General features: G+C 37.7%; 12 protein-coding genes. 7 read left to right on the plus strand and 5 right to left on the minus strand.

The genetic code is table 11. The features are described 5' to 3' along the window. Positions 1 to 170: 170 nt before the first annotated feature. The 5 genes from MQE36_RS12270 to MQE36_RS12290 all read left to right on the plus strand — a co-directional run bounded on the left by MQE36_RS12270 (position 171) and on the right by MQE36_RS12290 (position 8,546). Complete coding sequence (locus MQE36_RS12270) at positions 171 to 749, plus strand: RNA polymerase sigma-70 factor (protein ID WP_242936269.1); 579 nt, start codon at positions 171 to 173, stop codon at positions 747 to 749. 216 nt (positions 750 to 965) lie between these two features. Next, entirely contained in the window at positions 966 to 1,922 is a 957-nt protein-coding gene (locus MQE36_RS12275; protein WP_242936270.1) for a FecR domain-containing protein, read from the plus strand. 105 nt (positions 1,923 to 2,027) lie between these two features. Next, a complete protein-coding gene (locus tag MQE36_RS12280; RefSeq protein WP_242936271.1) occupies positions 2,028 to 5,537 on the plus strand; it encodes a SusC/RagA family TonB-linked outer membrane protein in 3,510 nt (1,169 codons plus the stop codon). A gap of 65 nt (positions 5,538 to 5,602) precedes the next feature. Continuing rightward, complete coding sequence (locus MQE36_RS12285) at positions 5,603 to 7,033, plus strand: SusD/RagB family nutrient-binding outer membrane lipoprotein (RefSeq protein ID WP_242936272.1); 1,431 nt, start codon at positions 5,603 to 5,605, stop codon at positions 7,031 to 7,033. A 22-nt stretch (positions 7,034 to 7,055) separates the two neighbouring features. Next, positions 7,056 to 8,546 carry a calcineurin-like phosphoesterase C-terminal domain-containing protein gene (locus MQE36_RS12290; RefSeq protein ID WP_242936273.1) on the plus strand — a complete coding sequence of 497 codons (1,491 nt, stop codon included), beginning with the start codon at positions 7,056 to 7,058 and terminating at the stop codon, positions 8,544 to 8,546. 75 nt (positions 8,547 to 8,621) lie between these two features. Here MQE36_RS12290 and MQE36_RS12295 read toward each other — a convergent pair whose 3' ends face one another. Then, complete coding sequence (locus MQE36_RS12295; protein WP_242936274.1) at positions 8,622 to 9,029, minus strand: F-BAR domain-containing protein; 408 nt, start codon at positions 9,027 to 9,029, stop codon at positions 8,622 to 8,624. A 99-nt stretch (positions 9,030 to 9,128) separates the two neighbouring features. Further along, positions 9,129 to 9,722 carry a GNAT family N-acetyltransferase gene (locus tag MQE36_RS12300; RefSeq protein WP_242936275.1) on the minus strand — a complete coding sequence of 198 codons (594 nt, stop codon included), beginning with the start codon at positions 9,720 to 9,722 and terminating at the stop codon, positions 9,129 to 9,131. A gap of 153 nt (positions 9,723 to 9,875) precedes the next feature. On the opposite strand from MQE36_RS12300, the gene MQE36_RS12305 reads away from it, so the two are divergent. Beyond that, positions 9,876 to 11,045: a dicarboxylate/amino acid:cation symporter gene (locus tag MQE36_RS12305; RefSeq protein WP_242936276.1), complete on the plus strand. Its 1,170-nt coding sequence runs from the start codon at positions 9,876 to 9,878 to the stop codon at positions 11,043 to 11,045. A 6-nt stretch (positions 11,046 to 11,051) separates the two neighbouring features. Here the strand turns inward: MQE36_RS12305 and MQE36_RS12310 are convergent, their stop codons facing one another. The 3 genes from MQE36_RS12310 to MQE36_RS12320 all read right to left on the minus strand — a co-directional run bounded on the left by MQE36_RS12310 (position 11,052) and on the right by MQE36_RS12320 (position 13,161). After that, positions 11,052 to 11,504, minus strand: coding sequence for a hypothetical protein (locus tag MQE36_RS12310; RefSeq protein ID WP_242936277.1), 453 nt, complete (start codon positions 11,502 to 11,504; stop codon positions 11,052 to 11,054). Continuing rightward, positions 11,504 to 12,058 (minus strand): hypothetical protein, encoded by a 555-nt coding sequence (locus MQE36_RS12315; RefSeq protein WP_242936278.1) that lies wholly within the window; start codon positions 12,056 to 12,058, stop codon positions 11,504 to 11,506. Before MQE36_RS12315 ends, MQE36_RS12310 begins: the two co-directional genes overlap by 1 nt. A 107-nt stretch (positions 12,059 to 12,165) precedes the next feature. Beyond that, entirely contained in the window at positions 12,166 to 13,161 is a 996-nt protein-coding gene (locus tag MQE36_RS12320) for a metal-dependent hydrolase (RefSeq protein WP_242938847.1), read from the minus strand. 544 nt (positions 13,162 to 13,705) lie between these two features. On the opposite strand from MQE36_RS12320, the gene MQE36_RS12325 reads away from it, so the two are divergent. Continuing rightward, positions 13,706 to 15,493, plus strand: a complete 1,788-nt coding sequence (locus MQE36_RS12325; protein WP_242936279.1) for a hypothetical protein — start codon at positions 13,706 to 13,708, stop codon at positions 15,491 to 15,493. Positions 15,494 to 15,504: the final 11 nt, after the last annotated feature.

Here is a 15,504-nt window from a genome sequence, read left to right on the forward strand (position 1 = left end):
AAAACTTTTCATGCAGCAGTTTATTAGAGGTTTCTTAAAATAAATTCAAAAAGGTATAAATGTGTATGCTTTGGGGAAGCAGCAGCAGGCAGGTTAATTAAACTATACTTAACAGTAATATAAACTTTTCTTTTTTGCAGATTTTAATGAATTCAATTCTTTTGAAGTCGATGAAAAAGCAACATTCTTCATTATCAGATCACGACCTTCTGTCTAATTTTTCAGAAGGAAAACGTTATGCTTTTGATGCTATATTTAATCGTTACTGGAAACGTCTTTTTGTGTATTGCTATAAAGTCTATGAAGATGAGGCTATCTGTGAAGATGTTATCCAGGAGGTGTTCGTGAGTTTGTGGGAAAGAAGAGCAGACTTGGCAATCAACAATCTGGAATCTTACCTGTTTAGAGCTGTTAAATATAAAATGGCAGGTAAAATCAGAAAGTTAAAATTTACAGACTACCATATCGAAATTCTCGAAGAGGCAGAAAATATAGTCTCTTATCCCGAAAATACCTTGGAATATGTGGAGTTTGAAGACGAATTAACTTCCTTGGTCAATCAGTTACCGGACAAATGTAAAGAAGTGTTTTGTTTAAGCCGCTACGAAAGGCTTAATAACAGGGAAATTGCCGAAAAGCTTAATATTTCGGTAAGAACGGTAGAAGCACACATTAGCAATGCCCTAAAGTATTTGAAAACTAATTTTACCATAGTTTCAATATATCTTCTTTTAATTAAATTTTTCTGATATTATTATCCCTGGCCGGCGTTATTCAGCTTCTGAAAAGACCAAGATTGTCGTTTTTGGCCTGCCTGCCTGCTTGTTTAACAAATCTTAGGGTAGTGTTACCCCAGTGTTAACAAAACAGTATTAAGTTTATGGTAACGTTATTAACGTCATTTTTCTGATTTTTACTTACGTGTGCCGATGTGTTTATGACACTTGTTGTAAACGAAGGATACATTGAGAAAAGAAGATTTTTTAGAATTAGCAGAGAAATACGCAACAGGAAACTGTTCAGATGAGGAGCGTAAAATAGTAGAATACTTTTTTGATAAACAGCAACGTAAACAACTCCATAATGACGTAGCTGATCATGGGCAAAAAGAATTGATTTTGGCTCACCTCCGAAAAAGGATGCAACCCGATGGTGTTATTGATCTTAAGAAAAAGAATTACAGAAGAAGGTACATGGCAGTAGCAGCCACTTTTATAGTCATTCTGGGAATGTCATTTTTCTTAAAACATCTGAATAACTCAAGCGATTATATAGAGGCTGTAGCCTTACAAGGAGAACGAAAGAAAGTGGAGTTGTCTGACGGGACTTTGGTCTATATTAATTCCGGGAGTAAGATTAAATACCCTTCTTCATTTTCTTCAATAAGAAACGTTGAATTAGATGGTGAAGCTTTTTTTGAAGTAAGCAGAGATACGACCAGACCTTTTATAATTACCAGTAACGGTATTAAGACTAAAGTATTGGGAACATCATTCAATATTCGGGCTTATGCCGGGGCAGATGTAGCTGTTCATGTAAAAACGGGAAAAGTAGAAGTGAGTGAAGTGAAAAGGCCTGCCAATAAAGTTTACTTGTACCCGAACAGACAAGCAGTATTCCATATGCCGGAAAATACCTTTGTAGTTACTGAACAGGATGCCGGAAATTCAATTGCCTGGATGCATAATACAATGCTGCTTGAAAATAAAACATTAAAAGAAGTGGCTGTTATTTTAGAAAGGTGGTACGATGTGAAAATTTCTTTTGAAACACCTGATCTGGAAGATTTGGTCATCACCGGAAAATATAAAAACAATACACTTCCGGAAGTATTGGAAAGTATAAGCTTTTTGAAAAAAATTGATTACAGCTTTATAACTGAAAAAAAGATCTTACTTAAATCAAATCATAAGCCTATGTAAATATTTTAAAAGAACCCATTTCTGTTGCAGCAGAAATGGGTATGAATAACCGGTTGCAGCCGGTTTAAATTGACTAATAAGAAAAATCTAATAGCCGAAAAAAAAATGACTAGCAAATTACAAAAATTATTATTAAACATGTTAAAGCAAGGCACCTATATATTCATATCTGTTTTTACTGCCTTACAACTGTATTCCAATACTGGAAATGCACAAAGTACTGCCAATGTTCGAATTTCTGTTTCATTACAAAAGGGCTCTGTACTAAAACTACTTGAAGTAATTGAAAAAGAAACCGATTTTACATTTGTCTATGATGATGAGGTATCTCAAGACGATCGGATTTATACGTTCGATTATCAAAATAAAAGTGTTTCATACATACTGGATGATCTGGCAAAGAAGGGTAATTATGACTTTAAACAAATCAATAAAACCATTACAGTGGTTAGACAAACGCCTGAATTTCAGCGTCTGCTGTTAAAAGGAGAGGTTAAAGATCCGAATGGGGTTCCATTACCGGGAGCAACGGTTGTACTTAAGGACACTAATATTGGTACTACAACAGATTTTGACGGACTTTTTACATTTAAAGTTCCTAAAGACAAGGGCACTGTTGTGGTATCGTTTATCGGATATAAAAGCAAAGAACTGGCATACCGGGCTTCATCGTTCTTAAGTGTTCAACTTGAAGAGGATGTAAGTTCTTTGAGTGAAGTGGTGGTAACTGCCCTGGGAATTAAAAAAGAGGAAAAGAAATTAGGATATGCACAACAAACCGTTAGTTCGGAGCAATTAACAGACGCTCGTCCTAATAACTGGTCAGAAGCCTTACGTGGTAAAGTTCCCGGACTTTCAATTCAATCTCTGGGAGGTCCTTTAAATTCTCAACAAATTAAGTTAAGAGGAGACAATTCATTAAATCCGGGTGCTAATTCAGCTTTAATCGTCGTTGATGGAGTTCCTGTTACCAGCGGACTTCCGTCATCAGGTGCTTCTAACTCATATATGGGAGGGGATGCTTCAAACGATACACCGGTAGATTTTGGAAATGGAATAGCGGATATTAACCCGGAAGATATAGATAATGTATCAATTCTAAAGGGAGCAGGAGCAGCGGCTTTATATGGAAGCAGGGCTGCCAATGGTGTTGTTATTATAACAACAAAATCAGGTAAAAAAGGAAAAGGACTGGGAGTAAGTATCAGCTCAAATACAAAATTTGACGTTATCACCAGATGGCCCGATTGGCAATACGAATATGGTCAGGGTAGCGGTAAAGGAAGCTATTTAAAACCTAATGTAGATTCAGATGGAAATCCGGTCGATTACAACAACCGTTTGTATTATACCTATGGAGCATCGGAAGATGGTAAAAGTACAGGAGGTAGTAGTAGTGCCTTTGGCCCCAAATTTAACGGACAGTATTATTATCAGTACGATCCGGTTGTAGAAGGACAGTCGCCTGAGCGACAGTTATGGAGACCCTATACAAATAACCGTAAAGGTTTCTGGAGAGTAGGTACTACCAATATTCAGAATATCTCTGTTCAGGGTGGAGGAGAAAAAGGAGCCATGAGAGCTTCTGTAACTCACCTCGATAACGAATGGATCATGCCTAATACTGGGTATGAGCAACTGTCTACTTCGGTAAACGCTAATTATCAGGTGTCTAATAAAATCAAATTGAGTACCGTTGTTAATTACAGAAACCGAAAAAGTAATAATCTACCCGGACATGGTTATAACAACCATTCGATAGCATACTTTATGATTTTTCAAAATCCGAATGTAGACCTAAAATGGTATGAACCTATCTGGAAAAAAGATAAAGACCAGGTAGATATGATTCGCCCGTTTAGCGGATACATCGATAACCCTTATGCAATGGCGTATGAAATAATAAATACACTGGACCACAATGCGGTTACCGGAAACCTGAAAGCAGACATTGATATTTCTCCTCGTTTCGATATGATGTTAAGAGCATCACTAAACAACTATAACAAGGAGTCTCAGCAAAAACGCCCTTACGACATTAACAGGTATGCCAATGGATACTTTAGAAAGACAAATGTGTATAAAGAAGAGGTAAATACAGATTTCTTATTGTCATATAACAATTTAAATAAGAGCGAATTTGACATCTCTGCTTCCGTAGGTGGTAATGTAATGAAATACAAGTACAGGAGAATGGACTCGTGGACTGAAGGTTTGGAGACTCCGGGAATCTATAACCTGGTTAACGGAACAAATCTTTTTACCAGTGCTTACGACGGAAACGAGCAGGTAAATAGTATATACGGAACCGCTTCATTGGGTTATCAGGGGAAAGTATTTGTAGACCTTACAGGGAGAAACGATTGGTCGAGTACATTGCCTGAGCATAACTGGTCGTTCTTTTACCCATCGGTAAATACCAGTGTTATTCTGAGTGAGATATTTTCGATGCCTGAGAGTATCAATTTTACAAAACTGAGGTTCTCCTATGCCGAAGTAGGTAATGATGCCCCGAGATACAGCACGGCTAAATATTATGGTAAAGGCTCGTATGAGTTTCCTAGTTCGGCTGTAGCGCCTACCACATTGTATAATACAGATCTGAAACCGGAACAAACCGAAAGTTTAGAGGCCGGATTAAATATTAAAATGTTTAATAATCGTATTGATTTTGATGCTTCAGCATACAGAACAATCACAAAAAACCAGATCTTAAAAGTGCCTTTAACGGCTTCTGCCGGATATAGCAGCGCATGGATTAATTCTGGTGAGGTAAGAAATTTAGGGATGGAGTTAATGCTGACGGCCAAACCAATAAAAACCCGGAATTTTGAATGGAGCACCACTTTAAACTGGTCTGCAAACGAAAGTAAGGTATTAAGTCTCGATCCCAGGTTAGAGGGAAAACTTCAGATGCTTAGTTCATCTAATGCGCGCCTGGTTGCTATAGAAGGTAAATCGGCTACTTCATTATACGGAAGAGGTTTCGAGAGGTCTCCTGACGGAGCGGTTCTGTATGACAAAAATGGTTATCCGCTAAAAACCTCGGAAGACATTTATATAGGTGAAACTACTCCTGATTGGGTTGGAGGGTTTCTCAATAGCTTCAAGTATAAAAACTTCAGACTTAATGTTGCCATAGACGGACAATACGGGGGAGTAATCTATTCGCATACCCATCATAAATTAACCCAACAAGGAAAGCTTGCGCACACGCTCAGGGGTAGAGAAGAAGGGGAACTAGTCGGAGCGGGTGTGGTCGATAACGGAGACGGAACCTATTCACCGAATACGACGCCGCTTCCAATAGCAGTATATTACGATAAGCATTACGAACTCGTAAACACAGAAGCCAATTCTTTCGATGCATCCTTCATTAAATTACGAGAAGTCTCATTAGAGTATAACGTACCTAAATCGTATCTGAAAAACATGTTTTTAGAAGGCGTGAAGCTATCTGTTTACGGTCGGAACCTGGCGGTTATTTCAGACTTCCCGATTTACGACCCGGAAGTTGCAGGTCAGGCCGGAGGAACAAGTATGTTTTCAGGGGTAGAAGTTGGTCAGATGCCTGTTCCGACAGAATTTGGTTTTAATGTAAAATTAGATCTTTAAAAATCGACGTTTACGTCAGAGTACTTAAATCTCGATTATCGAGTAAAGCTGAAAAAAATAAAAAAATGAAAAAAAATATAATCATAGTAATTCTTAGCTGTTCTGCCATATTCAGTGCATGTACAGGCGATTTTGAAGAAATAAATACCCATCCGAATCAATTGGAAGATATAACCGCGGGAAATCCGTTAAACCCTACCATTTATGCTTTGGCCCGTAGAAATACCTATCAGGCCAGAAACATAACCTTCGGTTTAATGCAGGTATTCTTCAGAATAGACGACCTGGTAGATCAACCGTATTTATACGATTTAACTCCAGATATAGGCGCTTCTTTCTGGAATGATTATTACAAATGGTTAACCAATATCAATGAAATTGAAAAAGCTGCTATCGAAGATGAAAAGCCTAATTACCAGGCTATAGCTCTCACTTTAAAGGCGTATGCGTTTTCTATGTTAACCGATACATTCGGCGATATTCCTATGGAGGAAGCACTAAATGCCGAAAATGGGGTGTTTTTCCCTGAATTCAGTAAGCAAGAAGATATTTATCAGATCATTCTGGATTATTTAGAAAAGGCCAATGAGCTGTATGATTCTGATAAAGGAATGGTATATACCGACGATATCCTCTTTGGTAATGATGTACATAAATGGCAAAAATTTACGAATTCATTACATTTAAGGTTGCTATTAAGAATATCAGATAAGCAAAATGGAGCATATGCTAAGATGACCACGATGATTAATACACCCTCACAATATCCGGTTTTTACTTCAAATGCTGAAGATGCAGTGCTACAAGTAACCGGGGAAGCACCTAACATTTCGCCATGGGACCGTTCTTCTGATTTTGGTTTGTTTAGATATTATGGCGCGTTTTTTATAGACAACCTTAACAAGTTTAATGATCCGAGAAGACCTGTTTTTGCTACTGTAGCCAGAGGCTTAAACGATGAAGATTACGGATATATCGGACAACCGATAGATATAGTTCAAAATCCATTACCGGATAGTATAGCAACCGCCTCCAGTGTGCAAAAATCTTTAGTAGAAGAACCGATGATTATACCAATGTTAACGTATGCTGAGGTTGAATTTATAAAAGCCGAACTGGCACAAAAAGGATATATAGCCGACGCAAAGGAGCATTACGAAAACGGTACAAGAGCAGCCATCGAAATGTGGGGTGTTGAGGTTCCTGATCACTATTTTGAAAATGAATTTACCAAATATGACGGTACGTTAGAAAGGATCATGTTGCAGAAGTACTACGCATTATACCTGACCGATTATCAGTCGTGGTTTGAGCACCGGAGAACAGGTTTACCTGTGCTGCCAACAGCTTCAACAATGTACAATGATGCTCTAATGCCGTCGAGATTAACCTATCCGATATCATCAAGTACCATGAACAGTGAAAATTATAAGGATGCTGTTGATGCCATGGGAGGAGACAATATCAACGTTAAAGTTTGGTGGGACATAGATTAATGATTAACCGCACAATATTATTATGGACAACAGAAGAGATTTTTTAAGAAAAATAGGTTTGGCTACCGGCGGGGTTACGGCCTTAGGATTGTTTCCGTCAGCCGTTTATGCCAATGCTGAAACAATAAACGAACCCTTCAAAACTATCAATATAAAAGGAAGGGTAACATCAAATAAAAAAGGCCTCCCGAATGTAGTGGTAACAGACGGACAAAGTGTAGTGAGAACCGACAGTAAAGGACATTTTGAATTTATAAGCAGTAATAAAAGAGACTTTGTATACCTGAGTCTGCCTGCCGGATATAAAATTGACCGACTGCAAAATGGTTCAGCCGATTATTTTAAGCGTATCGATAAAAAGAAGTTAAAGAATGAATTTCACTTCGAATTGGAAAAATTAGAACAAGGAGATGATGAACACCATTTTTTGGTGTTAGCAGACACTCAGATTCAAAATGAATATGAAGCAGAACAGTTATTAACTGTAGCGACTCCCGATCTTATTAAAACAATACAAGACCTGAACAGTCCTAATGTATTCGGAATAGGCTGTGGCGACCTTGTATTCGATAAACTTCACCTGTTTGAATATTATAATAAGGCTGTTAAGAATACAAACATTCCTTTTTTCCAGGTTATAGGTAATCACGACATGGATCTTGGAGGAAGAAGCGATGAGGTTACTACAACTACGTTTAATAATCTTTTCGGCCCGACTTATTATTCATTTAACAGAGGAGAGATACATTATGTGGTTTTAGATGATGTGTTTTTTATCGGAAGAGATAAAAAGTATATAGGTTATATTACCGAAGAACAGCTGGCCTGGCTCGAAAAAGACCTTAGCTTTATTGAACCCGGTACTACCGTAGTTGTATCTGTTCATATCCCGACTAATACCGGTTCTCCAAAACGCTACCCGGACAAGGATCATATTGGAGGTGTAGTAAACAACAGGCAGCATTTATACCAGTTACTGGCGCCTTTTAATGCACATATTATGTCCGGGCATACCCATTTTAACGATAATATGATTAACGGAAATATTTACGAACACTGTCATGGTACCGTTTGTGGTGCCTGGTGGAGCGGACCGATTTGTCACGATGGGACACCAAACGGCTATGGAGTGTATGCAGCTAAAGGATCTGAACTTTCATGGTATTATAAATCTACCGGATTAGATAAAGATCATCAGATGCGAGTATATAAAAAAGGAGAACATCCCGATTTTCTGGATAGTTACAGTGTGAATGTATGGAATTGGGATCCGGAATGGAAGATTGTATGGTATGAAGATGGTGTTAAAAAAGGAATGCCGGAAAGAATTGTTGCGAAAGACCCTTTAAGCATTCAGTTACACGAAGGTCCGGAGATGCCGAAACGCAGAAAATGGGTAGAACCGCAATTAAATGATCATATGTTTTTCTTCGAGCCTTCCAAAGATGCTTCAACCATTGTGGTCGAAGCAACGGACAGGTTCGGTAATGTATATGCTGAAAAATTAATGTAGTTTTTTGTTTAACATGTAGTTGGTTTTTTTGATTAAAAAAGGCTGTGAACGATATCGCCTCACAGCCTTTTTATTTTATAATGAAACCCTTATGGCGCCGTTTCTGAAAAATAATTCAGCATCTAAGGTAATTGGGGTTCTTGTTCTTCTGGAGTAATAAACTCCGTTTTGGTAGTAATAATTGTTATTATGATAGAAATGATGATTACATTTTCTGCAGCTTTCTAAATGTCTCAATTCACGTTTTCTGAGATCTTTATTGTAATCTCTTTCTAACTTCGCTATTTTCCTTTGGTACTCCCGCTCCATTTTACTCCGTTCTCTGTAATACTCGGCAACTTCTTTCCTATGTTCTTTTTTGTATTTATGATGTTTTTTATGAGCGTGCTTTTTGTGTTTCCGTCCTTGACTATGTGGAGGCTGAGCCGTAGCAAATGCAAAAGAAAATAAAACAAATGCTATAAATAATACTTTGGTTTTCATGACTTTTACTTTTTAATGTTCACCAGTAACATCCCAAGAGTCATGCCAAAAACAATGTGAATTAAATCCATGAGTTCTATATGGTTTTAAATCAGTTTTTTAAGGAGTATTTTTTATTTCGTATTGCATATGCTCATATATTCCATTTGCAAATGTGATGGTTTTTTCAACCTTAAACCCCAGGCGTGTATAGAGTTTTTTTGCCAGCGGATTTGTTTGGTCGACCAATAATCCGACTTTTGAATAACCATTCTCCCCGGCCTTTACAATAAGCTTTTTAATAAGCTTGCTGCCAATTCCTTTACCTTGAAACTTATCAGAAACACTCAAAGTGTCTATATAGTATTCACCGGCTTGAGTTTCATCTTCCAGAGAATCATGCCTGACATCATATGCTTTTTCTATATAATCCAGGAAGGGTTTTCGGTATGCTTCAAGCAGGGCACCATCGTAACCGGTAATCGATCCGGCAACGATACCATTTTCAACAAAGACAAGAGTATTGTCAAAACTATATTGATTCGATGTTTGTTGAAAAAATTTTTCAAAAAGCGGTAAGGCATCGTACGGATTTTCAGCTTGTATAAGCTTACAGGCAACGTCTTCCATAGCCTGAATAATTAATGGAGCCACTTGGTTATAATCTTCAGGTTTTGCAGGTCTTATACTGTTGTTTTCTGTGTTTTCTTTCATACTAAAATACAAAGCTTAAAACTACAAATCATTCAACAACCGATGTCTTCATGAAATGTTAAACTTATAATCGTAACAAAACAGATCAGAAAATATTGGGAGACATTGTATCTTAGCGACTTATTTTTTTAATACCCGTTAGATTTGATTATCATGAAGCAAATTTTTTCAAACCTGTTGTTCAAGGTATTTATAGCTATAGTTCTGGGAGTTGTTTTCGGAGTTTATTTGCCCGAATGGATAAATAGAATTTTCGCAACGTTTAACGCGTTTTTCGGACAGTTTCTGAACTTCTCCATCCCGTTGATTATTATGGGACTGATTATGCCGGCGATAGCAGATCTGGGAAAAGGTGCTGGCAAAATGTTGTTATTGACGGCCGCAATTGCATATGGTTCAACACTTTTTTCGGGGTTTTTAACATATTTTACAGCATCTTCCGTCTTCCCGGGATTATTAGAATCACAGGTAGATAGCGCAATGAGTATTTCTGAGACAGAAAGAGAGCTTTTACCTTATTTCTCAATTACGATCCCGCCGATGCTCGATGTAATGAGTTCCTTGGTTTTTGCATTCATTATCGGATTGGGACTGTCTTTTCAGGAAAACTCGGGTTTAGGAAAGGTTGTCAAAGACTTTCAGTTAATCATTATGCAGCTGATCGAAAAAGTGATTATCCCGCTTCTCCCTCTGTACATCTTAGGAATTTTTGCAGGGATGGCTTTCAATGGTAAAGTTTATGCGGTACTTTCTGTCTTTTTAAAAATAATAGGGGTCATTTTTGCCTTACATATCTTATTATTGCTGCTACAGTACGTAATTGCAGGTATGATTACCAAAAAAAATCCGGTCAGGCTGTTGGTAACAATGCTGCCTGCTTATTTCACTGCCCTGGGGACACAATCATCGGCAGCAACTATTCCGGTAACCCTCGAACAGACTCTCAAGAATGGAGTTTCTGAAAAAGTGGCAGGCTTTGTAGTTCCGCTTTGCGCCACGATTCATTTATCGGGGAGTATTATGAAAATTACTGCCTGTGCCATGGCGCTGATGATTTTACACGGAATGCCATTTACGTTTACACTCTTTGCAGGTTTTATTTTTATGTTGGGAATTGCGATGGTAGCAGCGCCGGGTGTTCCCGGAGGAGCTATTATGGCTGCAATAGGGATACTACATTCTATGCTGGGGTTTAATGAAGAAATGCAGGGATTAATGATAGCACTATACATAGCAATGGATAGCTTCGGAACCGCCTGTAATGTAACCGGAGACGGAGCCATTTCCCTGGTCGTAAATAGATGTACAAAATCAATAACGTAACGGAGATTATCGTTTTTTTAGTTTTCTAAAAAGTTGCTTTCTCAAAACAAGTATACCGTTGGTAACCTTTTTCTTTTTGTTCAGGAAAGGAATAGACAAGGTAGCCAGTAACGATATGCATGCTGCAGTACCCAGTGCACCACCATATCCTTCAAAAAACTTACTCGTATTCAGGTAAAAAAATGAGAATATTAATCCTGAAAGGGCTATCAGAAGGTAGTTGGAAACAACACGGGAAGAAACCATTCCGATAAACGTACCACCAATAAAAATAACAGGTATGTTTTGGGAAAGTTGTAGAGGTAAAGTATCAGGAAACAAATAAAAGAAGCCGCCTACAAGCAAGGCAAGCAGTGCCGATGCCCTTACCGGACCCTGTTTTAATTTTGTGTTGAGGATAAAAGTTCCCAGAGCGCCGACAATTCCTGTACCGATTAGTATAATTTGTTCTGGATACATCAGAAGAGCATAAAAATTATAAAAGAAGCAAAAGCAACACCACCAAAGGCGATGGTACCCAGTTTTCCTCCCATATCCCTGAAAACACCTTTAGAAATAACCATAAAAATGCCCGCAGCCACCCCGGCAAAAACGATAAACAAGAAATCGGGGGCTACATTTCTATTGGACATCCCTACGAAACACCCGCAGTAAATTGCTGTGGGAGCAAGGCTACAGACCTCAGATTTCTTATCTATAGCTGGTATAAAAGAAGCTAAAGTACCAACAATACCAGCTGCAAGTACAGGTCCGGTTTTTAGATAGTGATGAAGAATGTATGTCGCAACAGCTCCGGCAGTTACAAAAACAACAGCCATAAAGTTTTCCATAAAATGATCTTCATGATACAACGGTACCTTAGAATAGGCAAAAGAGGTAAGGCATACCAATATAATGACCAACAGAAATACCGGGAGAATGTTGACTTTTTCCAAAAGGACAGCGGATACGAATACCAGGTGTATGAGCGCTATCAGGAAAAAAGATGTAATACGTACGATTTTGGGTTTCAAAGCAAAATTTTTTAAGCAACCGCAAAAGTATTCAAGAATGATGATTTAGCCATAAAGGTTTTACTTTTTAACGCATTCTCCTGTATAATAGAAAAAACATAACAGTTTTAGTTCCCTTTTAAGCGTATCCATAATTGTGAGAGCAGGATTTTGGCATGATCCCTGTTTTTAGGTACCTCGGTTATTTTAAGAGTGTGGTTGTCTGTCTGTAGCAGATAACTAAAAGCAAAATCGTTACTTTCGGGCAATACGCTTAACGTTCCGAATCGCAGATCGTTAAAGTATAACGAACTGTTCTTTTCAGAAATAGTGTACCATCCATTGGTGATTTTGATCAGACGCTTGATCGTATCATTCGAGTTAAGATCCCTTATTAAATGGTGGTTTTTCCGTACTGCTTTGAATTCAACAGGCTGAGAGTCAAAAAAAGAATAGTATCCGATAAGGTAGTGGTCTTTGGTATCGACATTGGCAGTCCACAAAATAGAGTTAAACGGACTCGGTCTGGTATCTATTTGTGTATAACTTATTTGTTGCTGCTCAAGAGCATGAGTAAATTTTTGATGAACGATGCCTTTTAAAATAAGCGTGAGAACTAAATATGAAGAACTGATAATAAGTCCCAGCTTATTAAGTTTTCGTCGTTTTATACTTTCTCTTTTAAGGAAAGAAGCCCAAATGAGAAAAAATAAAAACGGGAGGGTGTACAATGGGTCTATCACAAAGATATTTTTGTAGGCGAGTCGTAAATCTAAAGGCCAGAATAGTTGTGTTCCCCAGGTGGTGTGGGCATCGAGTAGGGGGTGCGTAATTAATGTCAGGAACATAAGTTTAGACCAGTCTTTCCAACCAGCACCTTTTTCCCAAAGGGAGATCAACCATCCAAAGACAAAACCAAAAACAAGGGAAAAAACGATCGAATGCGTAAAGCCTCTATGGATTTCCAGGGCAGTCACAGTATCGTAAAACTTACCGATATAAACATCAAGGTCCGGGATGGTGCCGCCAATAGCACCATAAAGCATGGCTTTGTTGCCTACCTTTTTACCTAAAGCTGCTTCACCGACCGCAGCACCTAATACAATTTGAGTCAGAGAATCCATATAAACCACACTCTTTATGCCGTAAAAATAAGATATCGCTGTTATTTTAGGTGTATAGTCCATAAATCTTAACAATTTTTAATGGACAATAGTTAAAAAAACTTACCGGATGTCTATTCCCAGCGGTTAACTGTTTACTTCGCACAGCTAACCCCCATACCAATTCATAATTCATGAATCAAAAAACTCCTGACGCACTATCGCAGCATCACAGCATCACCGGATAGCAAGATAACAACACCATCACAAGTCCTGCGACGTACGGGGTGTAGTGATCTTATGCAGCTTCCTGAAAATTTAAACGGACAAATAATTAAAAAACGTTGTCTTTATATACAATCTAAAATACTTAATACTAAAAACCTCAATTCTAATTAAAACAAGTTAAATGTATAGAGTTATTAATTTGTGTCAGGCAAAAAACAATGTTTTAAAAATCACGAACAGACCATGTTAGTAAACAAATTAATTGCTTTTAAACATGATAATTATCATAAGATGGCTTAAGGGATAGTTTGACATTTGGAATTTATAAATACACCCTATGAACAGAAGTAAACTACATGATTTTCACATTCCGGTTATGGGATTGGCTTATACTGTAGACAGTCCGGTAAGAATAGCACATTATGGTATTAATTCAGTAGTATCGATTATTGACGATGAACTATTAGAGTCAATGACTGCTTATTACAGCAGTAAATTTCAGTTTCCTTACCATGCGATTACAAAAAAAATGCAGGATTACAGGGCTCAGCGAATTTCTACATACCTGAACTTAATAGACAAAATAGTAAAGAAGAAATTTGATGATTTTAAAAAAGAATTACTTGTTAATCGATCATCATTAGATGATTTATTAAAAATTTTATCACCTAAGTCAGAAATAGTAAAGAAAATCAGGGCTTATTTAAATCATGAAAAAACTTTGAGTAAAGACCTTAAAAACATTTTAGATCATTATCTGTTTCCCGGAAAAATAGACGTAAACATCATGACTAAGGTCGACAGGGAAAATTATGTGGGGAATAAAAAGCTGGCTGTCGAGTATAACGATGCACATGCTTCTCTAAGAGGATTTGCCCAGAGCAACCTGGATTCATCAGTGGTTTTCTCTGCCGGAATGAACCCGCGACTATATAATTATTTGACGAGTTTCAATGACTTTTTTCCAGATAAAAAAGGATACCTTAAGAAGAAGATCATAATAAAAGTAAGCGATTACAGGTCGGCCTTTATACAAGGGCAATTTTTAGCCAAGAAAGGTTTATGGGTTTCAGAGTACAGAATAGAATCAGGCTTAAATTGTGGTGGGCATGCTTTTGCCAGTGAGGGTAGTTTGTTAGGTCCGGTACTGGAAGAATTTAAAGAAAGAAAGGAGGAGCTTCTCAACGGAACATACGAAAGTTTATGTCTGGCTTTAAAGAGAGAAGGATGGCCTGTTCCTGATTCTCCTTTGGATATGAAGATCAGTGTACAGGGAGGGGTAGGAACATCGGAAGAACATCGTTTTTTGACAGATCATTACCAGGTTGATTCAGTAGGATGGGGGACACCTTTCTTATTGGTTCCGGAGGCAACATTGGTTGACTCCAAAACAAGAAACTTATTAATGGGGGCTGGAGAAAAGGAATTATACCTTAGTAATATATCCCCCCTTGGAGTGCCTTTCAATACCGTGAAAAATACCACCAATGAATATATAAAACAGCAAAGAATAGCACGGAAAAAACCGGGGAGTTCATGTCCTAAAAAGCACTTGGCCTTAAACTACGAGTTTTCGGTTAAGGGGCAGTGTACCGCTTCGAGAAAGTATCAGGATCTTAAGCTGAAAGAGCTGGAATCTGAGGGTCTTAATACGCACGAAAACATAAAGGCAGTAACAGAAAAATCTTGTTTATGTGTCGGATTGGCGAACTCGGCTTATATAGATCATAAAATAAGTGTTAAGCAAGAGGCACAAGGTGTAGTGATATGCCCCGGGCCTAACATGGCTTATTTTAATAAAGAGATCAGTTTGATAGATATGATCGGACATATTTACGGTAGGAATGATGTATTGAAAGATGAGATACGTCCCAATATGTTTATAAAAGAATTACAGTTGAATATAGCTTATTTTGAAACAGCTATAAAACAGTTTAAAACCGGAAGTTCGAGTCTTACACCAAAGAAATTAGAGCTGTTTAAATCGAATCTTTTAAATGGGATTACGTATTATAAAAAATTGTTTCAGCAAAAGTTCTCTTTAAGTGAAAAACAAAAGGCAGGTTTGTTTAGCGAGCTGAGCAATATGGAACATAAAATAGGAGGTGTTTTACTTGATTCATAGAAACGATTAAA

Source organism: Zhouia spongiae, from assembly GCF_022760175.1.
GTDB classification, from domain to species: Bacteria; Bacteroidota; Bacteroidia; order Flavobacteriales; family Flavobacteriaceae; genus Zhouia; species Zhouia spongiae.